The following is a 23,304-nucleotide window of genomic DNA, read 5'->3' as shown; positions in this document are numbered from 1 at the left end:
TTTCAGAATGAAGTTCGTTGTGGGGCTTGGCAGTTGGGTGTTGTGTCGGCACGATTTGTTGGGTGTCTGCTGATCTTGTGCCTGATGACCTGTGGGAACGTGTGGCCCCGTTGTTGCCTGCTCGTCCGCCCAGGCGGCGCCGGTATCCCGGGCGGTTGCCTGCAGATGACCGGGCTGCCCTGCGGGGCATCGTCTACGTGCTGTGCAAGAGCGTGAGCTGGCGGGACGTTCCGGCGGAACAGGTCGGCTGCAGCGGGGTGACGGCCTGGCGGCGTCTGCGGGACTGGACCGAGGCCGGCGTCTGGCCGCAGCTGCATGAGGTGCTGCTGGCGGAGCTGCGGGCCGCGGGTCTGCTGGACATGGACGACGCTGCGATTGACGGCTCGCACGTCCGGGCGCTCAAAGGGGGGCTCACACCGGACCTTCGCCGGTCGACCGGGCCCGGCCCGGCAGCAAGCACCACTTGATCGTCGACCGGCACGGCACCCCGCTGGTCGTCGCGCTGACCAGCGGGAATCGTCACGATGTCACTCAGCTGATGCCCCTGCTGGATGCGATACCCCGCATCCGCGGTGTTCGAGGTCGGCCACGTCACCGACCAAGCCGGCTGTTCGCCGACCGCGGCTACGACTACGACAAGTACCGTCGTCTTGTCCGGGCCCGCGGCATCACCCCGAAGTTCGCCCGGAAAGGCACCCCTCACGGCTCCGGGCTGGGGAAGACCCGCTGGGTCGTCGAGCGGACCTTTGCCTGGCTCCACCAGTTCAAGCGACTCCGGATCCGCTACGAGATACGCGCCGACCTCCACCTCGGACTCCTCCAACTCGCCTGCAGCATCATCTGCTTGAGACGACTCCGAATCTCATTCTGAAACGATCAGTTAGGACTCACGTCGAGGAGGCACGGTCCCCGCCTCCCCCGGTGCTACAGGAACTTTGCCGGCAGCGCAGGAGGAACCGCGCCAGCCGTTGACTGCCGCCGAGCGGGACGGTGCGCTCACAGTCCCGCCCGGGCAGGGTGATGGCCTCTGGCCTGGGACCTTCCTCTGGCTGTCCCGGGTCGATGAGCGCGCCGCAAAGAATCACCGCTGTCGTGTAAAGAATCCGGCGGCCGGATGACTCTCAGGGGTGTACGGCCGTTGCTTCACCGTGAGGCGCTCAAGGCCGAAGACTGGAGGGCATCCCGGTGGAGGTTACTGGCGTCGGCATCGCCATATTCCTGGTGCTCCTACTCGCGCCGGGGCTGAGCAACGTGCTCAAGAGCATCGCGTTCCGCATCCGCGCGTCGGGCGAGGCGGAACTGCTCCGCGCCAAGGGGCAGTCAAGCGGGCAGATGGAGGCCGGGCACTGCGCGGGAAAGCGGGGGCGGCATGGTTGAGCAGGAGCCGATGAAGGCTCATGCCGACGCGCTGGCCGAACTGGCCGCCGAGCGGTACGAGCAGATGGTCGGCTACGCCCGTAAGCGGCTTCAGGCTTTCGGGGTCCCGCCGTCGTCGGCGGATCCCCAGGACGTGGTGCAGATCGCTCTGACAAAGGTGCTGACCTGCCAGAAGCGGGTCGAGAAGCTGCGCCCGTATGTCTTCACCGTCATCAAGAACGAGGTCAATCACGCAGCCCGACGCTATCGCGCCGGCCTTGGATACGGGACGACGAGCGCGGACGTGCGGCTGGAGAGCGCCGGACCCGCCGTCCACCCCATCGCGGCGGCCGATCTGCGTATGGATCTGGAAGCCGCGATGAGCCGTCTGCCGCCGCAGCAGCGCACAGCCATGCACCACAAGGCGCGGGGCGACACCCAGGCGGAAACGGCCGCGGCGATGGGTACGGCGCCGGGCACGGTGGCCACTCACGTGTCACGGGCGGTTGTCACGCTGCGGATGACCCTGCAAGCCCTGCTGGGCGTGGTGTTGGTTGTTTTCGCTGCGGCGTGGCTGCAGACCAGCTCATCGCCTGCCGACCCCGCCTCTGGCGGTGATCTGATGGAACAGCTGAAGCAGCCGGTCATCGTGGGGATGTTCGCCCTCGGCAGTGCGTTGCTGGCTCTGTCCGTCGTGAGCCTGTCCGGTTTTCGGACTCCGAGTTGGGTGCTTCGGCTTCTGCGGTGGATGCTTCGGCGGCAGCTCTCCCCCGCTGCCCGGTCTCGGCCGGAGCCGGAGCCAAATCCGGAGCCGGAGCGTCCGAGGGGTGCCCAGCGTGGCCAGCCCATGAGTGAGCGGGAACGGTGCGTGGCCGTGCTCGCCGTGAAGGGCCGCAGCAACAGGGAGATCGCCAGAGAGATGTTCTTGAACGTGAAGGCTGTCGAGGGTCACCTTGCGAACGTGTACATCAAGCTGGGAATCCGTTCGCGGGTCGAACTCGTCCATCGGCTTGAGGACGATGCAGCCCCGTACCGGGTGGGCCCACTGACGTGGCGGGAGCACTGACACGAAGTGCCACTGGAGTGTTACGCACCCGGCGGCATCCCAGGCCACCACTTCGAGGCCGGCTTCGACATCACCCTGCGCCCCGAACGCCTACGCCTGCCGATGACCTGGCGTACCCCGCGCCGGATCTTGCCCTGACCCACGACGACGCCCCGGTCCCGTGAATGAGTCACGGGACCGGGGGAAAGGCCAGTAACAGCGGCCAGTGCAAACGAAGGTCGCCCTCGGCACCTGGAGGTCCCTGGGGCGCCAGTACTGCCTTTTGTCGCCGTCCCGCCATGTGCTGCACACCGCTCACGACGTGATCACAGTGCAGGAATTGAAAGGATCAGTACCGGAAAGCGTTCACGCGGATAGCGCCCCCGTGCGTATGGCCGTCCGCTGGTTCGGCTTCGAAGCCTGCGGATTCCAGGATGCCAAGGAGAGCATCTCGCATGTGCTGATGGACGGCCCCGTAGTGACGGAATTCAGGGGGAGGATCCGAGGGATCAATTCCTTTCTCGAAGAGGCTGAGAGCGGAATCTCGTAGCTCTTCGGTGATGTTCCAGTCCACGTACACTGCGCCCGTATCGAAGGGCTCCACGTGCACTTCGGCTCCGATTTCGCCGCGCGGGCCCTCATCGTCGTCGCCCCGGTAGGCGGGCAGCCCAGTGCGGAGCAGCTCCCGGACCACCGCATCAGCCACCTTGTTGCGCTCGGCGATGACCTCGGGCGGCGCGTGAGGGGGGATAGGGAATCCGTGCTCAGTCATGCGTTTGTCCTTCTCCAGCGCGTGCGGTGGTGGATTTTGCGGCACGCGTGCCGCGGGCTTCCTTGACGTACTTGGCCAGCAGTTCCTTCGCCGCTTTAGCGAAGTAGTAGTCGTCCGCGTACGGGACGGAGTAGGTGACCGGCGTGCCCGGCTTGAGGCTGCTGGCCAGCTCGACGGCGCAATTGCCGCAAGGCTGCCGCTCGGTGTACAGAGCCGTGATGTCCTTGGGATCGAATCCCTTTGCTCGAACTATGTCCAGGATGTCTGTCTCGGAGTGTCCCTTGAACGCGCTGTTGCCGATGACGTAGTCGCCGGTCTTGGGATCGTTCCATCCCGGCACCTTCGCGACGGCTACGTTGTGATCTGCTCCCCAGTATCCGGACTCAGTCCTGAACCTGTATGCCCAGTGGCTGAGTTCGTCGCTGTTATAGCGGACCAACGGGACACATCCCTCACCTGCTGCGGATGCTCGTGATACGAGTGGTGCACGGGTTTTGATGCAGGTCTGGACGAGATCGTCGAGACCTGTGACCCCGATGCGCAGCACGACGTCGTCGGTCAGTCCCACCGTTCGCAGGCCGCTGTAGGCGGCGGCGAAGCCGATTCCGGTTCTGGCGGAGGCATCCACCGCTCTGACGGCGTCGGCGATGGGTCTGAGGACCTTGCCTGCGAACAGGCTTGCGACGTCGACGACTGCCCAGCCGCATCCGGTCAGGCTTCCGTTCGCACCGCCGGGGGCAATCTTCTGGACGCACTTGATCCAGCTGCCGAAGAGGATGTCGACGGGGTCGACACCCCGCTGGTACTCGGCCATGGTGATGGTGTGTGTGACCTTGGTGGACAGTTCCTTGGTCGGGTGCGTTCCCAGGTACACCGTGGCGCTGGCGGGGCACAGGTACCGTGTCTCATTGAGGTCGTCGGAGGACAGGCCTGCGGCCTTGCACAGGTACAGATCCAGAGTCGCTTTGAACCGGATCTCTGTGGTGATGGTGCAGTCGCCCTTGTAGAACAGTTTGTCGATGAAGCCGTCGCAGCCGGCTGACTCCTCCACGACCTTCGGATCGCCGATCGCGTTTGTGTGGTCGGTGACGTAGAACATGTTGCCGATGGAGGTACCGACCTCGTCGACGACGGTTCCGGTCTCGATCTGCTGGGCGTTCTCCTTGCGTTCGGCCTCCTCGGCCGCCTGCTGGGCTGAGTCGGCGTATTTCTGGGCGTCCTTGGCTGCCTCCTCGGCTGCCGCTGCTTCGGTGGCGGCATGGTCGGCTGCTTTGCGGGCGTCCGCGGCTGCCTGCTCTGCCTCGGTTGCGGCTTTACGGGCGGCTGCGGCGTCAAGAGCGGCTTCGTCCGCGGAGTTGCGGGCGTCGTCGGCGTAGCCCTCGGCCCGGCCCGCTGCCCGGTCGGCTGCCGCGGCGTCTTCGGTGGCCTGTTGGTTGTATTCGATGGTGCGTGCGAGGGACTGCGTTGCCTGGGCCGCGTAGGAGGCGGCTTCTGCGGCGTATCCGAGGGCTTCCTTTGCGGAGGCGCGGGCTGCTGCGGAGAACGCGGTGGCCTCGGCGGCCAGCGTGTAGGCGGCCTTGGAGTCGCCGGATGCCGCGTTGGCCGTGCTTTGTGCCTGTGCGGCGGCCTCCGACGCGTTCTTCGCATGGGCGTCGGCGACGGCCTTTTGCTGCTCGGCGATCGTCTTCGAGGACTGGCCGGTCAGGACCGCGAGTCCGGCGGCCGAGTCGCTGGTGATGTACGGGGAGCCGAGTTGGATGGCGTCGTTGGCCGGTGCGGCGACCTGGACTGCGGAGTTGCCGGCGTCCACTGCGGCCTGTGCGGTGGTGTAGGCGTATCCGGCTGCTTTGGTTGCGCCGACCAGTGCAGTGGCTGCGTCCTTCTTGGAGGTGTCGGCCTGTGTTTTGGCGTCGGCGGCGGCCTTTTCGGCGTCGTCGGCGAGTTCGTCTGCGGTGCGGGCCGCGGTGGCTGCGCTCTGTGAGGCCTTGATGGCGTCTGCGGCCGCGCTGGTCGCGGTGCGTACGGCTGCATCAGCCTTCAGCTTGGCGGCCTGGGCATCGTCGGAGTTGGAGCGGGCCCGCTTGGCGGCGGCTTCTGCCCGTGTCGCAGCCGCGTCGGCGTCGGCCGCGGCCTGGGTGGCCTGGTCGGCTTCCGAGCGTGCGGTGGCTGCCGCGGTCTCCGCGGTGTCGGCGGCGGCATCGGCGGCATTGGCTGCCTGCCGGGCTTCCTGTGCGTTGTCCTCGGATTCGCTGGCCTGGGCGTAGGCCTCCTTGGCATCGGCCTTGGCCCGGCTGGCGTTGGCCTTGCTCTCTGCTTCCCAGGCGTCGTCCCGCAGGTCTCTGGCCTTGTCGCGGGCGGTTTCGGCTCCCTGCCGTTTTTCGGTGGCGGTGGTATCGGCGGTGTCGGCCTTGTCCTTGGCCGTCTTCGCCTTGGACGCCTGTTCCTGGGCGTTGGTCTTGTGCTGGGCGGCTTCGGCCTGCTTCTGCGCGGCGATTGCCTTCTCCGCCTTCGCGGTGGCTTCCTCGGTCTCCGCGGCGAGCCGTTTGGCGTGCGCGGTGGCGGCGGCGGCCTTGGCGTCCGCTTCCGCGTTTTTGGTCTCGGCGAGTTTGGTCTTGGCGGTGTCGCGGGAGTTTTTGGCGTTCTTGGCCTGCACCGCGGCGGCGTCGGCCGAGGCCTTGGCCTGTTCCCTGGATGCCTTGGCGGCGGCGTTGCGGAACGCGGCCTGTGTGGCGGCGGCCTGGGTCACCGCCCGTGCGGTGATGGTGGCGCTGTCGCCGGCGGAGGCGCGGGTGGCGGCCTCGGCGGTCTGGCCGGCCTGCATCATCGCGGTCAGCGCGGCGGCCGATGCCTTGGTCACCTGGGCTTTTTGCTGGCCCACGAGCAGGGCCCGGCCCCGGGGAGCGCCGTCGCGGTCGGCGATGGCGTACGCAGCCTTGAGGTGCTCGTCGGTCTCTACGGCGGCGATGCCCGCGCTCTGCGCCTGCTTGCTGAGCACCTCCAGCTGCTTCTTGGCTGCGGCCCGAGCGTCGGTGATGCCCTTGGTCGCCTGAGTGAACTGGGCCTGGGTCGGGTAATTGATGTCGCTCGTGCCGTTGTGCCCGGAGGGCACGATGTCGAACTTCTGCGGGTCACTTCCGTTGCAGGTCCAGGTCCAGGCGTCCTGGCTGTTGGCGTAAGTGTGCATGTCCAGGCACTTGCCGGTACCGGTGTTGTACAGCCGGGTGGTGCCGCGGGTGCTGTACTCCCACTTCTGGGCGCCGCTCTGGTTGCACGTCCACTGCTGGATGACAGTGCCGTCGGCGGTGCCGGAACTCTTCACATCCAGGCACTTGCCGGAGTTGACGTTCACCAGGGCGTTGTTGACGATCTGCCACTTCTGGTTGGCGCTGCTGTTGCACGTGTACATCTGCACGACGGCCCCGTCGGCCTTCGAGCCACCGCCAACTTCCAAGCATTTGTCGGAGGCGGCGTGGATGTGGACGACCATCGGGCTGTCGCCGACCCAGCCGGGGCCGCCAGCCGACCAGTAGTCCTGCCAGCGGGTGAGGCGGTCAGCGATCCAGGACTGGCCCAGCATCTCGCCCAGCGCTTTCGCCCCGGTGGCCAGCGCCGTGGTCGCCTGACGATTGTCGGAGAAGATCTTTCCGCGCTCGGTGGCCTGCACGGTGATCTCCTGCTGCCACTCGGCAGAGGCGGTGGCGACGACCTGGCCCAGCACCTTGCTCGGGTCGACGGGGTTGCGCCAGGCGCAGGCCGCGAACCGGGTCTTCAAGTCCTCCACTGCGAGGCGGAATTCAAGGCTGCCCGGCTCGGGAGCACTGCGAGTGAAACCTCCGGAGGCCAGAAAGAGCCGGGCGTCGTCAGCGCTCATGGCGTCGTAGCCGTCGACCAGCTTCTCGAACGCCTGCTTCTCGGCGTTCGCCTGCTGCCACTGCTCCGCAGGCAGGTTCGGGTCGACCTCCGAGTACAGCGGGGTGCCGAGGTCCTTGACCGCCTTGACCGTCGCCGCATCGGCCTGCGGGGTGGGGTCCTGGTAGAAGAGGCTCTCGTCCTTCCAGTACTGCTCCCCGAGCCACTTGGAGTAGCCGACCTGGTCGAAGAAGTCCGCCCCGCTACCGCTGGGCACACCGGGCGGCCAGGCGAACCCGGTGTCGGTGAAGCCCGCAGGCGTGGACAGACCTGCCAGCGGGGTCTTCCACGCGGCCAGGCGTACGCTCAAGGCCGCACTGTTCTGGCCGGTCGCGTCCTTATCCTGCTGAAACGCGGCGGCCAGCGGAGTGTTGTTCCAGTACTCGCGGGCAGCGGTGACACGCAGTTGTTCAGGCGTCTGGTTCAGGCCGCCCTGTGCGAGGGTGCCCATCGCGGGCCCGCCCAGCCGCAGGGAGTCGCCCATGAGGCACTGGTCCTGGCGCAGCTGCTCGGCCGCAACGGCGTCGAAGCCGTCGTAGCTGTCGCCGACCGGGCTGCTGGGCAGCCTGTTGCTGGCGGGCGGCTGGGAGCCGAGCAGACCGGCCAGCACCGCGCCGATGGCAACCAGCGGAATGAGAGGCCCGGAAGCGGCACGCAAGCGCCGGGCACGAGAACCCAGTTGGGAACGACCGCCCTCAGCACGGGGCCGTCTGACCGGTCTGATGGACGTTTCGTCAGGCGATCTGGATAAGCGTCTGAGACGCACGAGAGCATCCTTCGTCAGGAACGGAAACGGAGACGGCAACGAAGGCCCTCGACGAAGAAGCGGACAACCGCCCGCTGTTCGGCATCCATGGCATGCCGAACAGACCGCGCTCGCGGCACGACGAGCCCCCTCCCCCGTGACGACGGCACCCCCTGCCGCATACAACTGGTGCATCAGCAGTGCGAACTGCTCTGCCGTGCGACGGCCAATTCAGGCACGCCCCAAGATCGCCGTACAAGATGTCGATCACGACGTGACCGAGAAGTGGCACGCACAGAAGGTGGAGAAACGATGTGAAACCTATGGCGCACCAGTGACGGCGCCGCCGCATGCCCCGCCACGGTCCGTGCAACAATGACCGAAACTTGCCACCTACACGCACCCGGTGGTGACGGTCCCGCTGTACGTATTCCTGGTCCGTGGCTCGCTTCAGCCCGATGACAGGACGGTGCAGCGAGACGAGGAGCGACCCGTGGTGGCCAAGCCCCTTTCCCGGCTGCAGTTCCAGGCCGGCGGCCCCTCGTCGAGGGCGAGTGGTTCATCCCGGAGACCGCGCGGGACCGGTACACCGATTGGGTCGGGCTGTACGGCACCGACCCGGTCGTGGTGATCCGTCTCATCGAGGAGACCGGCGGCCACGAGCGCGGGTGCAAGACGTGGACGGCGCAGAGCGAGGCCGAGGGCTGATCCGACCTGGCCGGGCGGACCTGCGGCGTGCGGGAGGATGTGACCCATGCCCGGCACTTTGTGGACCATCCTGGTGGCCGCCGTCACCGCCGTCGCGACCGCCATCGCGACCGGCCTCTTCGTCACGCCGCGGCTGGACGCCCGCAAGAAGCGGATCGGGGAGGCCCACGCCGCCCGGGACACCTTCAACACCCACCTGCAGGCGGTCCTTTCGGCGTGCACGCGCCTGCAGGCGATCCCGGCGGACGATCCGGCCTGGACTCCCGTGCTGCGTGAACGGCTGACCGGCGAGCGGGAGCGATGGCTGCAGCAGCTCGACGAAGCCACCCGGTGGATGGTCGACCACGTCGAGACGTACGCGGGCAGCTGGGCCATGCGTCAACACATCGAGTTCGCCGTCGGCTACGCCGGCAGCGCCCGGATGCTGATCCTGTCCGAGCGCCAGGAGTCCATCAAGTTGGAACTGCTGGCCACGCTGACACTGCCGGTCCAGCGCCAGTTCTTCGGCTTCTGGTGGTCTCGCGCGCGGCACTACGTGGACGACCAGCGGACCTTTGCCCAGACCCTGGCCCGCCTCACCAGCGAGCCCACCACGGCGTAGGGCCGGTCGAGCGACCGACCACAGCGACCACATGCACGCACCGTCCAGGCCGAGGCGCTCAGCCCCACGCTACTGACCGACCGGTGCGCGCCGGCGTCGAGGAGGCCGTGGACCTGCGGGCACTGGGACGGGTACGGGCCCGCGCCGAGCGCGAGCGGCAGAAGGCGGTGGAGGAGTCCGAGCGGCTGCGCTGACCGAACTGGGCCGAGGCAGAGTCGTACGGCTGGGCAGCGTGGTACCCGAGGGCTTCGCCCCCCGGGTACCACGCTGCCCCGTCACTCCCCGGCGCGAAACGGCATCGTCGTAGTGCAGACCGGTCGCGCCAGGGAGTGACGGGGTAGTGGCCAAAGGCTGATGTCCGGTGGGGAGTCGGGTAGAGATCCGGTCCGGTCGACGGCCGCCTGCAGGCCCGCCCGGTACATGGACGACGTCGACCGAGTGAAAAACTCTCCGCTGGTCGGCATCGGTCTGTGATCGCGCCAATCGCCCACCAGAGGGGTCACCCCTTGCTCTTGTTATAGGCCGCCCTCAGCGATGTGACCATCCATTCATCCAGCTTGTGCCGGAAGTGGCGCGCCTTCCCTTGAGAAGCGGGAAGCCGAGCGGGAACCCGGACGGCAGAGACGGCACGCGGAGCCGGAGTAGTTCGTCGAACTCGGCATCGGCGACGGACGTCCGCCCATCGACGTCCACGTGGGCGGCTGCTACGCCGCGGGCAAACGACGGCGTCCGGTGAGCCGTGACGAAGCCCGCCGGCTCCTCGCCTCAGGAGTACGGGCCTGTAGCCATTGCCAGCCCGACACCGCCCTGGACATCCTCGACCTACCCACCCGACCGGCCCTCTCCGCTACAGCGTGCTGACCGGTCCGGCCCCCTCCGGCCATGTTCACTGCACCCCGCACCCGCCCCTCCCCCAGAACAGGCTGTCCCTGATGACCAGTAGAGCTTTCCCGCCGCCGATCAGTGAGCCGGACCCGTCCACCTTCACCTGTTCCAGCAGCATGGTCGGGCCCTGCTCGGGCTGCCAGCGCAGCACCCACAAATACAGCGGCGGCGGCCTGCCTCTGTGCCACTGGTGCATGGCCACCGCCCGGGAGAGCTGGGGTACCGGCGTCCGCTTCAACAACACCCGCACGCAGGCGAGCTGACCGGCCAGGCCCGCATGCCAAGCCTTGTGACCTGCGGTGGCGCGTGTCTGTGGGCCGTCGTCGTCTTGGTCCTGGTGCTGGTCAGCCTCCAGCGCTGCCGCCGTCGCCACCCGCGCCGAACCCACCCGCCCGCGGCTGCCGCGCGGCCTTCACCCAGTCAGTACGTCGTACCCGGCCGCCGGGCAGGATCGACACGATGGCCGCCAGAACCCCCCAGGCCGCGGCCATCCGCAAGTCCCGCCGCTCTCGTTGCGACAGACGGCGCGCCCCAATGAATCCCTGTCCTTCCCGCCATCCGAGGCTTTTCCGCCATTCGGCGGTCGTCTGCCGTCCGGCGGTCGCCTGCCGTTGCCTGCACACGTGACGTTTCGCCATGGACACCCCGGCGTTGTACAGCTCGCCGCACTTACCGCACGTGAATACGTTCACCGTGTCGCCCTCCCCCACTCAGGCTCGTAATGGTATCGAGCGCAGCCTCTGCAACAGCGGCTCTTCTACCCGCCACACGCCGCGTGGCGTCGTGGTCCTGGTGGCCGGCGTGGCCCGGGTGAGGCAACCGGGAGACGCTGGACGTCGCGCTGGTCCGGCCCCGAACTGGTGGTGGAAGTCGGCGTCGACGTCGCCCGCGACGCCTCCGGCCGATGGCGCCACCCCACGCGCTGGCACCGCGCCAGACCTGACCTCTCCCCCTCCACCCACACCTGTTCAGCACTCAACACCCCAGCCATACCGAGGAAATGCCCAGTTCGCAGCCTTGTGCAACACCCTCTAGGCACGGTCCGGGCCCAGGGCGTCGCGGACGGCGGTCAGAATGGCCTCGGTGTCGGCGCCCAGGGCGCGGGCGGACGAAGTGAAGCCACGGGCGAGAGCGGCGAGTTGGACAGTGTGCGGGCGGGTCGGGCCGGGTGGCAGCGCCGCTACCCGAGTGCCCGCGCCCCGACGGGTGCGGATCAGCTCGCCGGCCTCTAGTTCACGGTAGGCGCGGGCGACGGTGCCCGGTGCCAGCCCGAGGTCCGCGGCCAGCTGGCGCACGGTCGGCAGCCGGTCGCCCTCGGCCAGCCGCCCGGTGACGATCAGCGCGGCGAGCTGCGCGCGGATCTGCTCGTACGGCGGGACCTGGCTGGTGGTGTCGACACGGACGGCGGCCTCACTCATCGTCGTAGGACCCCTCTGCCGCCGCCTCGTCGGCGACGGCCCGCGGTGCCACTACTGTGACCAGAGACCAGACGGCGGTGACCAGGTTCAGCAGGGCCAGCGGGTAGAACACCCAGAAGGTGAGCACGCCCAGCGCGCCGCCACAGCCCGTCTCCGTCAGCGCGAGGGAGACCATCAGCACGGCGTACAGCTGCTGGCTGGACACCAACAGGCCCCAGGCGCCGGTGACCGCCCACGCACGGTCGCGGCGCTGCTGCTCCTCACCCGGACCGTGGGCGATGCGGCGCAGAGCCCAGACGCAGGTGGGGGTGGCTATGGCGAGCGCGCCGAACATCGGGAGGGTGTAGTACAGGCCGGGCCAGGGGCCGGTGGTCGCCCGCATCCCGTTGCAGGTGAGGGTGAGGACCTTTCCCGTGCTGAAGATGCGGTCGGGGTCGACGGAGGCCGTCGCGGCCGTGATCACCAGCAGGACGACGAGGGAGAGCCCTTGGAGTGCGATCAGGGGACCCATGTGTGGCGGCACATGGTCTCTGACCAGGCGTGGTGCGAGACTCGCGGTGCGTACCGTCTCCTGGGGGCGCAAGGTCAGGGCGTCGGCGAGCAGGACACCCGCCACCGCGCACAGGCCGAAGGCCGTGAGGCAGAACACGACGCGCTGCTCGAACTCGACGTCTCCGAGCGTGGACAGCGCCTGCGCGACCACGAGGCCGATGGCCAGACCGGACCAGCGGGCGTAGTGGTCGGCGTGGTCGAGCAACCGGTACTGGGGCGGGGCGGTGTCGAGCATGCGCAGATCCCCCGGATCATCTTGTATCAAGCGGTGAGTACAAGATGCCGCGGCCGGGGATCTTGTGTCAAACGCTCGGTACAAGACGGTGCGAGGGGAAGGCAGGTTCCGGAGCAGGTGGTTCCCGTGCCACGACGGGAGAGCGGCCGGCGGACGGGGAGACAGTCGGTTCGACGGGGAGGCGGTCCGCGGTGGATCAACTGGAATTGGGCAGAAAACAGTAGCTACTCCACGTCGCGATGCCTGAACTTTCTCGGCAGCCTCCGCAATGACAACCTGGTGCGGGCCGCGGGATCCAGATGAAGGGCCGAAAAGACGTTCCAGCCCGGAAAGGGCCCGGCCGACCGGGACGAGCATCAACTCCGCCGCTACACGTCCTGGTCCCGCTGAGTCACCCTCGCCATGCTTGCCCATACCTTCTTGGCCGTCGTCCGCGCCGACGAGCACCGACTCCGTCCCGGGCCTGACAACCTGATACCGCTGACGTACAACGAAATCCAGCGACTCTTCATAGCCCTCGTCACCGGACCCGTCCACGAGGCCGACCACGACGGGCAAAAACACCGCTCAGCTGACCTGGCCAGTAGCCGCCCTCACTCGTCGCCCCAGAACCAGGAGGTCACCGCCGTCAGAGAATTCCGTGACGGTGTCCCTGCTGGACCAGCAGGCCCGATATCGCCGCCTGCACGATCGCCTGCATGCCGTCGCCCCGGGCTCCTCGCTGCTCCTTCGCCAAAGAGGTGAAGCGTCCGATGCCGTCCACCTCACCAGCACCCCGATCGGCACGTCCGTCACCGCAAGCCCCGGCCGCCGTCCTCCGTCTCTCCCACCAGGTGAAATCCCGCCTGGAACAAGGCATGCCGAGCCTGCACGAGCAGGTCGGACGGCACAGTTGGCGCGGGGCGCCCGCCTGCCCAGTCCCGGCGCGATCAAGTCACCAGGCTGAGACGGGGAATGGACCGCCACTTTGACCGGCACGCTCACCTCAGCAGCCAGGCCTGCCCGGCCCGCCTGCTGAGGGCCAGCGGCCCGGGGGCTGATCTCTCCTTCCCCGGACAAGGAAGTCGTCAGCGGGCCGGACGCCAGGTGCGGCAGCCGTACCCGTCACGGACGAGCCGCATGTGTCACGGCCCCGCCCCCCCTGAAAACAAGGAGCACGCGCACGGCCCCTGCTCCTCACGTTCCCAACGCCCCGTCGATGCCGTCCCCGTTGAGATGCGTGGCGAAGAAATCGTCGATGCGTCGCCACGCGTCGACGGCGGACTCCGGGTGCGGCCTGATTCCGGCGACACGCATCAGCGGACGCAGCGCGCGCGGCCCGACCTCGGCATCGTTCAGGAAGGAGTGCCCGGCCTCCGGATACTCCTTGACGTCGTGGACGACGCCGAGCCGGTCGAGCGACGCCTCCAGACCGGAGGCCGCGCCCTTCAACGTACGGTCGCGGGCCCCGTAACTCGCGACGACGGGACAGGAACCGGTGAGCGCCTGTTCGAGATTCCCGGGCAGGCGGCCGTAGTTCACGGCGGCTGCGGCGTAGTGGCCGCCGCCCACGGCGAGGAGGGCGAAGGAACCGCCCATGCAGAAGCCGATGACGCCGATCCGCCCGGTGCAGTCGGGATCCCGGGCGAGGTGGGTGCGGGCAGCGTCGATGTCATGGAAGGCCCGGCCGCGTCCGGACAGGGCGGCCCGGAAGGTCGGCACCAGGCAGCGTACGGCTCCTCCGTCGGTGAAGAGGTCGGGCATGACGACGAGGTACCCGGCTCTCGCCAGCCGCTCTGCCTGGCGGTGCATCACGTCATTGACGCCCAGCGCCTCATGGATCACGACGACACCGGGCCAGGGTCCCGGCCCGGTGGGCCGGGTGAGATGGCCGGTGAGCCGACGGGAGCCACCGCGGGCGGCGCTGAGCCCGCTCAGATCGACGGCGGTGGTGGTGATCGTGGCGGACAAACTCTCCTCCGGGGGAGGTCTGGGGGCGGGAGTGGCCGGAGTGAGGCCTACGGTGCGATGAAGGGCTGGACGCGCTTGCGGTAGTCCTTGGGCCGCACTTCGTTGTAGTACTTATCCTTGTCCTCGCCCTCCGAGGTGAGGATGTACACCGGGCACTCGTCGGACTTGGCCTCACCGGTGTGCTCGTACAGTTCCTTGCCGGTCCGCGACTCGACCACGCTCAGCCGGTAGGAGGTGTTGTACGTGCGTATCCTCAGCGGCTTGCCTTCATCGGTCTCCATGTTGCACACCTTGCCGGTCGGGGTCGCCTTGGTGCGTTCGACGCAGACGACCAGTTCGGCTTCGGCGGGCTTGTCCGCGTAGCCGAGGATCCAGCCCCTGGGGAAGTCGCCGGAGGGCGGCTCGAACTGTGACCAGCTGTCGCCGGGGTTGTTCATGAGCATCGCCGGATGCACGGTCTTCTTCGTACGGTCGTAGGCGGGCATCCCCGCGTAGCCGAGCCCGTCCGTGCACACGCGCTCCAGGTCCAGGGCGGACGTCGGCACCTCCGGCCCCTCGGCTGGCGAACCCGTCGACGGCGACGTGGCGGCATCCCCTCCCGGGCTTCCCGTGAGCGATGAGCATCCGGACAGGACCACGGCCAGAAACCCGGCGGTGACCAGAATCGAAGACCTTGAAGACATGGGTATCCGCCCGTCGAAGAAAGAACAGCAGCAGGGCATGTCCCCCTCCCCCGGACATGCCCTGTCCCCCACCTGCTGAGAAGAGACTGCCGTGCGCCTGCTGCCGGGGGCATGGGGGAAGAGCCCCCATCTAGTTGTGCGTCCCCTGTGACTCGTGGGCACTACGCTGTGTGGACTCGAAGGAGCATTCGAGGGGGCGGCCGGGACATCCCGGGAGAAGGCGCAGAAAGCGATGAAGGCGCAGGGGGGCCGAGTGTCATTGTCGTCACCGGCACTGGTCGGCAGAGAACCGGAGCTGGACCTTCTGACCGAGGTGGGACGGTCGGCGGGCGAAGGGCGGGGCTCGTCGGTGTTCGTGCTGGGCGAGCCGGGTATCGGCAAGTCTCGCCTCGTGGAGGAGGCCGTGGCCGCCGCCGCGCGCACCGGGTCACGGGTGCTGCGCGGGCGGGCCGCGTCGGCCGGGCGTGCGGTGCCGCTGCGCCCGCTGGCGGAGGCCGTGTTCTCCGGACTGCGCGGTGAAGGGGCGCCGGTGGACGGGGACTTGGGCCCCTACGAGCCGCTGCTGTCACGGCTGTGCGGACTGGCGCCGCAGGACGGCGCGCCGCTGGTGGGTTACGCCGAGGCGGTACTGCGGCTCCTGGGCGTCCTCGGACGTACCCATGGCTGCGTACTGGTGCTGGAGGACCTGCACGACGCGGACGCCGACACGCTCACCATCGTCGACTACCTCACGGACAACCTTTCCGGCCAGCGGGCCACCCTGCTGGCCACCCTGCGCGGTGTGCCCGGACCCGCCCTCGACCTCGCCGAGGCCGCGGTGTCCCGCCGTGCGGCCCGGACACTGCGCCTGGCGCGCCTCGGGCCCGCCCACACGGCGGAACTGGCCGCCCGTTGTCTGGGCCACGACGACGCCGGCAAGGTACCGGCAGCCGTACTGGACCGACTGCACGCCGTCTCCGAGGGCGTCCCCTTCGTCGTTGAGGAACTGTTGCGGGCCATGGTCGACAGCGGCAACCTCGTCCGGACGCGGAACGACGGCTGGACGGTGACCGGCGCGCTGAACGCCGGCGTACCCACGACGGTCGCCGCCGCCGTCCTCCAGCGCGTCGACCACCTGGAACCGCCCGGGATCGCTCTCCTGGAGGCGGCGGCGGTCCTGGGTAGGCGGTTCCCGGTGGACGTCGCCGCGCGCGTCGCCGAGCTCGACCGGGTGACGGCGCTCCGCCAGTTGAGACATGCGGCACGGGCCCACCTGGTCACCGACGGCGCCACCGCGGAACAGCCCGGCTGGCACTCCTTCCGCCACGCCCTGACCGCCGACGCCATCGCCCGTCGGCTGCTGCCCGCCGAGCGGGCGGCCCTCTGTCTCGCCGCCGCCGACGCCATCGAGGCCGCCGACGCGGCGGTGCCGGAGCCGGGGACCGACCGCCCCGACCGGGGCGGAGAGCCCCGAGGTCTCCTCGGCGGTGGCTCGGGCGACGACCTGTACCGCCTGGCCGCGGAGCTGTGCGTCGCCGGCGGGCAGCCGGCCCGGGCGGCCGCGCTGCTCAACCGGGCCAGTCGGCAGGCGGTCTTACGGGGAGCGCTGCTGACCGCGGTGGAACTCCTCGACCGGGGCCTGGAACTGACCGCCGATGCCACGGACACACCGCCCGAGACAGTGGCCCGGCTGCTGGAGGAACTGCTGGGGACACTCGTCCTGACGGGCGACGTCCAGCGCGTCCCGGAGCTCGGCGACCGGCTGGACCATGTCCTGATCGCGTGGGGCGCGCCCGCCGCCCGGCGCGCCGCGGGCTTCCTGACCCGGGCCCGGGCCGCGGCCACCGCACAGCAGTGGGAGGAAGGCCTGACCGCCGTGCGCCGGGCACGGGAACTGCTCGGCGCCGAGCCCGACGCGGCGTCCCGGGCCGCCCTGGACGCCGTGGCGGCACACCTGGTGCTCGGCTCACAGCGCCCGGACCGGCTGGAGAGCGCCCGGGCCCTGGCCGAAGGGGCCCTGGCCGCTGCCGAGGCGGTCGGGCTGCCGGAGGCGAGCTGCAAGGCGCTGAACATCCTCGGGTACTGCCTTCGGCCCCACGACCTGGCCGAGGCGGAGAAGGTGTTCGAACGTCTGGTGTCCACGGCCGAGACCCATGCCCTGCCGGTCTGGCGGATACGCGGCCTGCTCGAACTCGGTGCGCTGGACCGGATCCGGTTCACCGGTACCGATCGGCTGCTGGCAGCACGGAAGGCGGCCGAGGAGACCGGTGCCGTGCTCCTGACGGCCTGGGCCGACACACATCTGACGCAGGCTCATGTGCTGCGCGACGACCTGGACGGGGCCCTGGAGTACGCCGAGCGGCTCCGCACGACGGCCGACAGGCTGCGGCTGCGCGAGGTTCAGCTGATCGGTGTCGCGATGGACGCCGTCATCGCCGCCTCCCGAGGCGAACGGGAGAAACTCCAGGCCGCGCTGCACGTTCTGGAGACCGCGTTGGCCGGGGGGAGCGGCGGAGCGGTCTGGGGCTACGCCGACACCTCGGTGTGGGGCTGGGCCCGGGGCGTGTGTTCCCTGCTGCTGGAGGAACCCGACCGTGCCATGGCCGAGTTCACCGAGGCGGACCGGACCATGCGGGCACTGCCCAGCACCCGCGGAGTCATCGGTTTCCTCGGCCCGTACCTGCTCCTGCGCACCGTACGGGGCGCGGCCGGCTGGGCGGAGCTGGACGGCGGGGTCGCCGACCGGCTCACCCAGGTCCACTGGGACCGGCCCTTCGTCGGATGGTCCCGGGCCGTGCTGCTGGGCCGCGAAGGCCGGGCCGCCGAGGCCGCCAAAGCGGCCGAGGAAGCCCTGGCCGGTACTGACACCATTCCCATGGCCCGTCACCTGTGTCTGCGTCTGGGTGCCCAGGCGGCGCTCACCGACGACTGGGGGCAGCCTGTCGAGTGGCTGCGCACCGCCGAGCAGTTCTTCCACGACCGGGGCACGACACGGATGTCGGCGGCCTGCCGCGCCCTGCTGCGGGAAGCGGGTTCTCCCGTGCCCCGGCGGCGCCAGGGCCATGACACGATTCCGCCGGAGCTGCGGCGGACGGGGGTGACCGCCCGGGAGTACGAGGTGCTGCGCCTGCTCGGCCGCGGGCTCGGCAACCAGGAGATCGCCCAGCAGCTGTTCCTCTCGCCCCGCACCGTCGAAAAGCACCTGGCGAGTCTCCGCAACCGCACCGGCCAGAGCAGCCGGACCGCCCTGCGCGGCTTGGCTCGCCGGTACGCGGACGGGCAGTGACTCCAGAGCGCCTGGCGCCGCGGCAGCGAGGTTCGCCCCCTACGGTGGCGGGCGACGCCAACACCTGACGTGGACTGGCTGCTGGCTGCTGGCTGCTGGCTGCCGACCGCTGACAGCTGACAGCTGACAGCCGACCGCTGACCGCACGGGATCATTCCGGTATATGCCTGAATTGGTCCTGTGTATATCCCGGGATGGGTCCCGTGCGGCGTTTCCTCACGCCTCGCAGAGACTCTTGGTGTCCCCGGTGTCGGCGGTGCAGGTGTCGGTGTTGGCGCCCCCGTCGACACTGTCGTTGCCCAGGATGTTGTCGACGCCGTTCAGGGTGTCATTCCCAGGACCGCCGACCAGGGTGTCGGCACCGGTCCGGCCGCTGCTCGACGGGACGAGGTCCCCGACCAGGCTGTCGTTGCCCGCCAGGCCGACCAGCCGGTCGTTGCCCCCGTAGCCGAGCATGGTGTCGTTCGACGCACTCCCGGTGATCGTGTCGTTGAACTCGCTGCCGTAGATGATCTCCACGTCGGTGCGGACGTTGTCGCCCTCGCCCCCGACGCCGTCGTCGGCGGAGTTGTCGATGTCGACGACCACCCCCGAGCCGCTCTCGAAGTAGCTGGCGATGTCGGAGGTCCCGCCCCCGCCGCTGAGTGTGTCGGCGCCAGCACCGCCGATGAGGAGGTCGAAGGTGGGGCCACCGTTGAGAGTGTCGTTGCCCGCCCCGCCGTTGAGGATGTTGCTGCCCGGGCTGGGGCCGCCGCCGATGATGTCGTTGCCCGACTCGCCCTTCAGGTTGCCCCGGACATTGCCGGTCTTGGTGATCCGGTCGTTCAGGTCCCCGGCGTTCACCACCACCGTTGCGAAGCTGCCGACCTGGCAGGCCACCGATCCGTTGATCTGAGCCGAGCAGCCGACGCCTGCCGTGAGGGTGGCGGCGGTGTCCTGAATGACGACGAAACTTCCCGACAGGGAGACCGTGATGTTGTTCGCGACGCCCGACCCCGCGTTGACGATCACATCACCCCCGCTCACGGACACCCCTGTGGCCGCGCTCGCGGTCCCCGCGGTCAAGGTCACCGCGGAACCCGCCATCACGGCGACCATCAGAACCCGGAGTAACGCTTTTCTGCCCATCGACTTCCCCTCGGTTGCGCACGCGTGGTGACGTCGTGCTGAGACATCGCCACCAATGTGCCCGCCGCGCACACCGGGCGCATGAGGGAAAGTCCCCCATTTACCTCGTGGCTCTCGCCGCGCAACCGGACGCCAGGGTTCACACCCGGGCAGGACTTCCGGCACCGACCCACCAGCCCGTTGACTCCTCGGGTGCGCGCGTCGTCTGGCCCGTGCCGGAACCCCGTGGGCGGCACCGTCCCGCCGTGACCCGCAAGCAGCTCCCGCCCCCCGCACGCACCCGATTGGCACGGCCCGCGCCATCCGCGAGACGCTGCCCCGCGCTTCGCGCACCGAGGGCCTTCAAAGTGCCCCCGCATGCTCGTTACGGTGGCGCGCCACGGACGCGGTGACGGAACGGTTCCTGGAGTTCCAGGAGGCGTGGGGGAAGAAGTATCCAGCGATCGTGAAGCTGTGGTCGGACGCCTGGGCCGAGTCGTGACGCTCGCGGGCCTGCCGCGACCGTGCCGTCGCAGTCCGAGCCTGGCGATCGGACTGCTTCGAGCCGGGGCGGGCACTAGACCCACCACCGCCCGTCCGGTTCCGCCCCGGTCGCGCGCAACCGCTTCGGGAGTCCCTTTGCCGATCAGCCTGTTCGTCGCCCGCCGTCTCCGCAGAGCCGCACGAGTGGCCTTCGGATGGGACGAGTTGCGTCCCGGCCAGCTCACCGCGATGAAAGCGGTCATGCGCCGCAGGGACGCCATGGTGGTGATGCCGACCGGCTCGGGCAAGTCGGCGGTGTACCAGGTGCCGGGCATGCTGCTCCCCGGTCCGACGCTCGTCGTGTCACCGTTGATCGCTCTCCAGCGGGACCAGATCGCCGGACTGCTGCGGAACAGCGGCCAGACCGCCGTCGCCGTCAACTCGTCGATGTCCAGGGCCCAGAACGAGCAGGCATGGGAGAGCGCGAGCGACGGAACGGCCCGGTTTCTCTTCCTCGCCCCGGAACAGCTCGCCAAGCAGGACGTGCTGGAGCGGCTGGCCGCGCTGAGACCGTCCCTCTTCGTCGTGGACGAGGCGCAGTGCGTGTCCTCCTGGGGCCACGACTTCCGGCCGGACTACCTCAGGCTCCGCCAGGCCGCCGAGAGCATCGGGCGCCCTCCCATCCTCGCCCTCACCGCCAGCGCCGCCGCACCGGTGCGAGCCGACATCGTCGAGCAGCTCGGCATGCGCAAGGCCCACGAGGTGGTGGCCGGGTTCGACCGGCCCAACATCCGCCTGGAGGTCACCCACTTCCTGGACAACGCGGCCAAGCGGCGCGCCGTGGTGGAGCGAGCTGCGGCCGAGCCCAAGCCGGGCATCGTCTACGTCTCCACCCGCAAGGACGCCGAGGCGTACGCCGCCGAGCTCGGCGAACTCGGCCTGAGCGCCGCCGCCTACCACGCGGGCAGCCGGTCGGCCGACCGCAGCGCGGTCCACGACCGCTTTCTCGGCGGCGAGTTGGACGTGGTGGTGGCCACCTCGGCATTCGGCATGGGCATCGACAAGCCCGACGTACGGTTCGTACTGCACGCCGCGGTGCCCGGGTCCCTCGACGCCTACTACCAGGAGATAGGCCGGGCAGGCCGGGACGGCGAGCCGTCCCGAGCCATCCTGCACTACCGTGTCGAGGACCTGGGCCTGCAGAAGTTCTTCTCCACCGGCCGCCCAGACGCGGACACCATCGCCGACGTCTCCCGCCTCGTACGGGACCGTGCGACCCCCGTGACACCGACGGAACTCCAGGAAGAGACCGGCCTGTCCGCCAGCCGGCTGACCACCGTCCTCAACCTCCTGGAGAGTGCCGGAGCCCTCACCACGGAACGCGGAAAGGTGGCCCCGGTCCCCGGGGCCGATGCGGAGGAAACCGCCACGCGGGCCGTGGAGTTGAGCACCGCGCACGAGAGCATGGAACGCTCCCGGGTCGACATGATGCGCGGCCTGGCCGAGACCACCGGCTGCCGACGGCGTTTCCTTCTCGGCTACTTCGGCGAGCGCCTCAACTCCCCCTGCGGCAACTGCGACCGATGCGAACAGCGGCCCACCGGCACCGCAGCCAGCGCCGTCCCCGGCCCGTCCCGCCCCCGCACCGCCTCACCCACGCGCCGCGACCACCCGTTTCCGCCCGGCACCGCGGTCCACCACCCGCAGTGGGGTGACGGCGAGGTCCTCACCGAGGAGGAGAACCGGATCACCGTCCTGTTCGCCTCAGTCGGCTACCGAACCCTGTCACTGCCGTTGATCCTGGAGAAGAACCTGCTCACAGCCGCTTCCTAGACGGAGGCCCGGTCCGTGCCGCGAAGGGCTTCGGGCATCCCGTTCCCGCAGCGGCTGGCGGTGACCGGGTATCGCCGAAGGGCCCGTACCCGGCACGACAGGAGAGAACATGCTGAACAGTGGGCTTGATCCGCTTTGACGGACATCCGAGAGCAGGGATTCCACCCCGGGAGGATGGGACTTCGCCCCGCTCCTTGCACCCCACGCCGGCAATGCCGACGCACTCTCACATTGGATCGTCCAGGTCCGCGGCGCCGACCTGCCCCACCCGCATGCCTTCGCCCGAGGGCTAGAACGAGACCCCGACGCCGTTGACGCCGCCCTCACACTTCCGTACAGCAACGGCCCCACTGAGGGCGTCAACACCAAGACCAAGCGGATCGCGCGCCAGATGCACGGACGAGCAGGCTTCACCCTTCTTCGCCACCGCATCCTCCTCGGATAGGCGGCACGCACCGTCACCACCGAATGTGAGACAGGGCCACTCGTTTGACAGACCCTTCCTCGGCCGGACATGACGGTGGGGCGGCACGAGGCCGCCCCACCGCAGTGCTGTGGATCGATCGGTCAGCGCAGGAACGCGCCGAAGTGCACACCCGTGGCGGGCGCGCCGAGGTCACCGGCGCCGAACGCAGACGATGACGTGGCGGTGAGGCCGCTCGCCGTGCCGTTCAGCACCCAGACCGCGCCGTTCTGCTCGTTCTCAGCCGTGGAACCGGCTGCGAGGTCGGCGTGGCCGTCGCCGTTGAGGTCCAGGAGAGCGGCGCTCACACCGAACTCGTCGCTGTTCTCGGCGACTCCAGGGATACCGGCGGTGTCCTGGTGGAAGGTCTGCGTGCCGGCGCCCGTGGCGCCGGAGACGCCGCCGGGGACCAGGGCGATCGAGCCGGCGTCGTAGATGTCGCCGATGTCCTCGCCCGGGATGCCGAGCGCGATGTCGGCGTAGCCGTCACCCGTGACGTCCGCGACCGAGACCGACGCGCCGATCTCGTCCCCCTCTTCCTCAACTCCGGGGAACCCGGGGCTGTCCTGGTTGAAGGTCTGGACGCGGTCCGAGGACAGGCCGGTGGCCGAACCGAGAGCGACCTTGACGGTGCCGCTGCCCCAGTCGTTGCCGACCACGACGTCGTCGAAGCCGTCGTTATTGACGTCCCCGACGCCGGTGCCCGTCCTGTTGCCGGCGGCCTCGCCGGGGACCCAGCCGCTCTTGAAGCCCGTGCTGCCGCCACCGAGGAGCAGGCGGTTGCCGTAGACGCCGTCGCCCTTGTACTCCCAGACGACGATGTCGTCCTTGCCGTCACCATTGACATCGCCGGTCTCGGTGGAGGTGTAGGGGCCGCTGATGGAGTCGGCGTCCTCCTCGCAGCCGCCGTTTGTGGCGCAGGAGGCGTCGTCGGCGTCGTAGCCCCACCACAGGGACTTGTCCAGGACGGGCAGGACGGCTGTGGGCGTGCCGGTCCGCGAGATCGGGCCCTTCCACACGGCGGCGGCGCTGCTGGGGGCTTCGTCGCCGAAGGAGGACACCTGCTCGAACAGGGCGAGGTCCGTCTTGCCGTCGCCGTCGAAGTCACCGGTCGTGGGGGACTGCCCGTACCCGGGTATGGCCGTGCCGCCGGTGAGTCCGGAGGCGGAGCCCCAGAGGATGACGGTGCCGTCCTTGCCGCCTGAGATCACCAGGTCGCTGAAGCCGTCGCCGTCCAGGTCGCCCTTGGTGAAGTTGGTCCCGAAGCGCTGGTTCGCGGTGGCGGAGCCGGGAA

The 23,304-nt window shown here is 69.3% G+C and carries 18 protein-coding genes and 2 pseudogenes; 10 read left to right on the top strand and 10 right to left on the bottom strand.

Annotation, left to right across the window (positions count from 1 at the left end):
- Positions 1-62 precede the first annotated feature (62 nt).
- From KUF83_RS29900 to KUF83_RS29890, 3 genes are all read left to right on the top strand, one after another.
- Positions 63-871 (top strand): IS5 family transposase gene (locus KUF83_RS29900; protein ID WP_217457892.1). Its coding sequence is split into 2 segments (ribosomal slippage): positions 63-402 and positions 402-871, totalling 810 coding nucleotides; the frame shifts between segments, so codons are not numbered across the junction.
- A gap of 314 nt (positions 872-1,185) precedes the next feature.
- Complete coding sequence (locus tag KUF83_RS29895; protein WP_217458102.1) at positions 1,186-1,377, top strand: hypothetical protein; 192 nt, start codon at positions 1,186-1,188, stop codon at positions 1,375-1,377.
- The gene (locus tag KUF83_RS29890; protein WP_217458101.1) at positions 1,370-2,422 is read left to right on the top strand and encodes a LuxR family transcriptional regulator; all 1,053 of its coding nucleotides are present in this window, start codon (positions 1,370-1,372) and stop codon (positions 2,420-2,422) included. Before KUF83_RS29895 ends, KUF83_RS29890 begins: the two co-directional genes overlap by 8 nt.
- Before the next feature lie 328 nt (positions 2,423-2,750).
- On the opposite strand, the gene KUF83_RS29885 is transcribed toward KUF83_RS29890, so the two are convergent.
- A complete protein-coding gene (locus KUF83_RS29885) occupies positions 2,751-3,173 on the bottom strand; it encodes a hypothetical protein (protein WP_217458100.1) in 423 nt (140 codons plus the stop codon).
- Positions 3,166-7,740 carry an RICIN domain-containing protein gene (locus tag KUF83_RS29880; protein WP_254644593.1) on the bottom strand — a complete coding sequence of 1,525 codons (4,575 nt, stop codon included), beginning with the start codon at positions 7,738-7,740 and terminating at the stop codon, positions 3,166-3,168. Before KUF83_RS29880 ends, KUF83_RS29885 begins: the two co-directional genes overlap by 8 nt.
- 841 nt (positions 7,741-8,581) lie before the next feature.
- On the opposite strand from KUF83_RS29880, the gene KUF83_RS29875 reads away from it, so the two are divergent.
- The 3 genes from KUF83_RS29875 (at position 8,582) to KUF83_RS29870 (ending at position 10,284) form a co-directional block, all read left to right on the top strand.
- Positions 8,582-9,136, top strand: coding sequence for a hypothetical protein (locus KUF83_RS29875; RefSeq protein ID WP_217458098.1), 555 nt, complete (start codon positions 8,582-8,584; stop codon positions 9,134-9,136).
- A 660-nt stretch (positions 9,137-9,796) separates the two neighbouring features.
- Positions 9,797-9,997 (top strand): DUF6233 domain-containing protein, encoded by a 201-nt coding sequence (locus tag KUF83_RS42140; protein ID WP_308403196.1) that lies wholly within the window; start codon positions 9,797-9,799, stop codon positions 9,995-9,997.
- 71 nt (positions 9,998-10,068) lie between these two features.
- A complete protein-coding gene (locus KUF83_RS29870) occupies positions 10,069-10,284 on the top strand; it encodes a hypothetical protein (RefSeq protein WP_217458097.1) in 216 nt (71 codons plus the stop codon).
- Between the two features lie 81 nt (positions 10,285-10,365).
- Here KUF83_RS29870 and KUF83_RS29865 read toward each other — a convergent pair whose 3' ends face one another.
- From KUF83_RS29865 to KUF83_RS29855, 3 genes are all read right to left on the bottom strand, one after another.
- The gene (locus KUF83_RS29865; RefSeq protein WP_217458096.1) at positions 10,366-10,713 is read right to left on the bottom strand and encodes a hypothetical protein; all 348 of its coding nucleotides are present in this window, start codon (positions 10,711-10,713) and stop codon (positions 10,366-10,368) included.
- Positions 10,714-11,052: 339 nt separating this feature from the next.
- The gene (locus KUF83_RS29860; protein ID WP_217458095.1) at positions 11,053-11,439 is read right to left on the bottom strand and encodes a GntR family transcriptional regulator; all 387 of its coding nucleotides are present in this window, start codon (positions 11,437-11,439) and stop codon (positions 11,053-11,055) included.
- Positions 11,432-12,226 carry a hypothetical protein gene (locus KUF83_RS29855; RefSeq protein WP_217458094.1) on the bottom strand — a complete coding sequence of 265 codons (795 nt, stop codon included), beginning with the start codon at positions 12,224-12,226 and terminating at the stop codon, positions 11,432-11,434. Before KUF83_RS29855 ends, KUF83_RS29860 begins: the two co-directional genes overlap by 8 nt.
- A 276-nt stretch (positions 12,227-12,502) precedes the next feature.
- Between KUF83_RS29855 and KUF83_RS29850 the strand changes: the two are divergent.
- Positions 12,503-12,775 (top strand): annotated as a pseudogene (locus tag KUF83_RS29850) (IS701 family transposase); the annotation flags it as partial.
- Between the two features lie 79 nt (positions 12,776-12,854).
- On the opposite strand, the gene KUF83_RS42650 reads toward KUF83_RS29850, so the two are convergent.
- The 3 genes from KUF83_RS42650 to KUF83_RS29840 all read right to left on the bottom strand — a co-directional run bounded on the left by KUF83_RS42650 (position 12,855) and on the right by KUF83_RS29840 (position 14,721).
- Positions 12,855-12,989, bottom strand: a complete 135-nt coding sequence (locus KUF83_RS42650) for a hypothetical protein (RefSeq protein WP_302828555.1) — start codon at positions 12,987-12,989, stop codon at positions 12,855-12,857.
- Positions 12,990-13,402: 413 nt separating this feature from the next.
- Complete coding sequence (locus KUF83_RS29845) at positions 13,403-14,176, bottom strand: dienelactone hydrolase family protein (protein WP_254644592.1); 774 nt, start codon at positions 14,174-14,176, stop codon at positions 13,403-13,405.
- 47 nt (positions 14,177-14,223) lie between these two features.
- The gene (locus KUF83_RS29840) at positions 14,224-14,721 is read right to left on the bottom strand and encodes a hypothetical protein (RefSeq protein WP_308403195.1); all 498 of its coding nucleotides are present in this window, start codon (positions 14,719-14,721) and stop codon (positions 14,224-14,226) included.
- A 391-nt stretch (positions 14,722-15,112) separates the two neighbouring features.
- Here KUF83_RS29840 and KUF83_RS29835 point away from each other — a divergent pair, with 391 nt between their 5' ends.
- Positions 15,113-18,124 carry an AAA family ATPase gene (locus tag KUF83_RS29835; protein ID WP_308403194.1) on the top strand — a complete coding sequence of 1,004 codons (3,012 nt, stop codon included), beginning with the start codon at positions 15,113-15,115 and terminating at the stop codon, positions 18,122-18,124.
- Between the two features lie 216 nt (positions 18,125-18,340).
- On the opposite strand, the gene KUF83_RS29830 is transcribed toward KUF83_RS29835, so the two are convergent.
- Positions 18,341-19,150: a calcium-binding protein gene (locus tag KUF83_RS29830; RefSeq protein ID WP_308403193.1), complete on the bottom strand. Its 810-nt coding sequence runs from the start codon at positions 19,148-19,150 to the stop codon at positions 18,341-18,343.
- A 726-nt stretch (positions 19,151-19,876) separates the two neighbouring features.
- Between KUF83_RS29830 and KUF83_RS29820 the strand changes: the two genes are divergently transcribed.
- Both KUF83_RS29820 and KUF83_RS29815 read left to right on the top strand, forming a co-directional pair.
- Positions 19,877-21,547: an ATP-dependent DNA helicase RecQ gene (locus KUF83_RS29820; protein ID WP_374106198.1), complete on the top strand. Its 1,671-nt coding sequence runs from the start codon at positions 19,877-19,879 to the stop codon at positions 21,545-21,547.
- A gap of 181 nt (positions 21,548-21,728) precedes the next feature.
- A pseudogene (locus tag KUF83_RS29815) lies at positions 21,729-21,992 on the top strand (transposase); the annotation flags it as partial.
- Between the two features lie 122 nt (positions 21,993-22,114).
- On the opposite strand, the gene KUF83_RS29810 reads toward KUF83_RS29815, so the two are convergent.
- A partial coding sequence (locus tag KUF83_RS29810) for an FG-GAP and VCBS repeat-containing protein (protein WP_217458091.1) occupies positions 22,115-23,304 on the bottom strand: 1,190 nt, incomplete at its 5' end.

It is taken from the genome of Streptomyces sp. BV286 (assembly GCF_019090165.1).
Taxonomy (GTDB): Bacteria; Actinomycetota; Actinomycetes; order Streptomycetales; family Streptomycetaceae; genus Streptomyces.
Note: the sequence above shows the minus strand (reverse complement) of the source record. Positions and strands in the feature narration are given on the sequence as shown.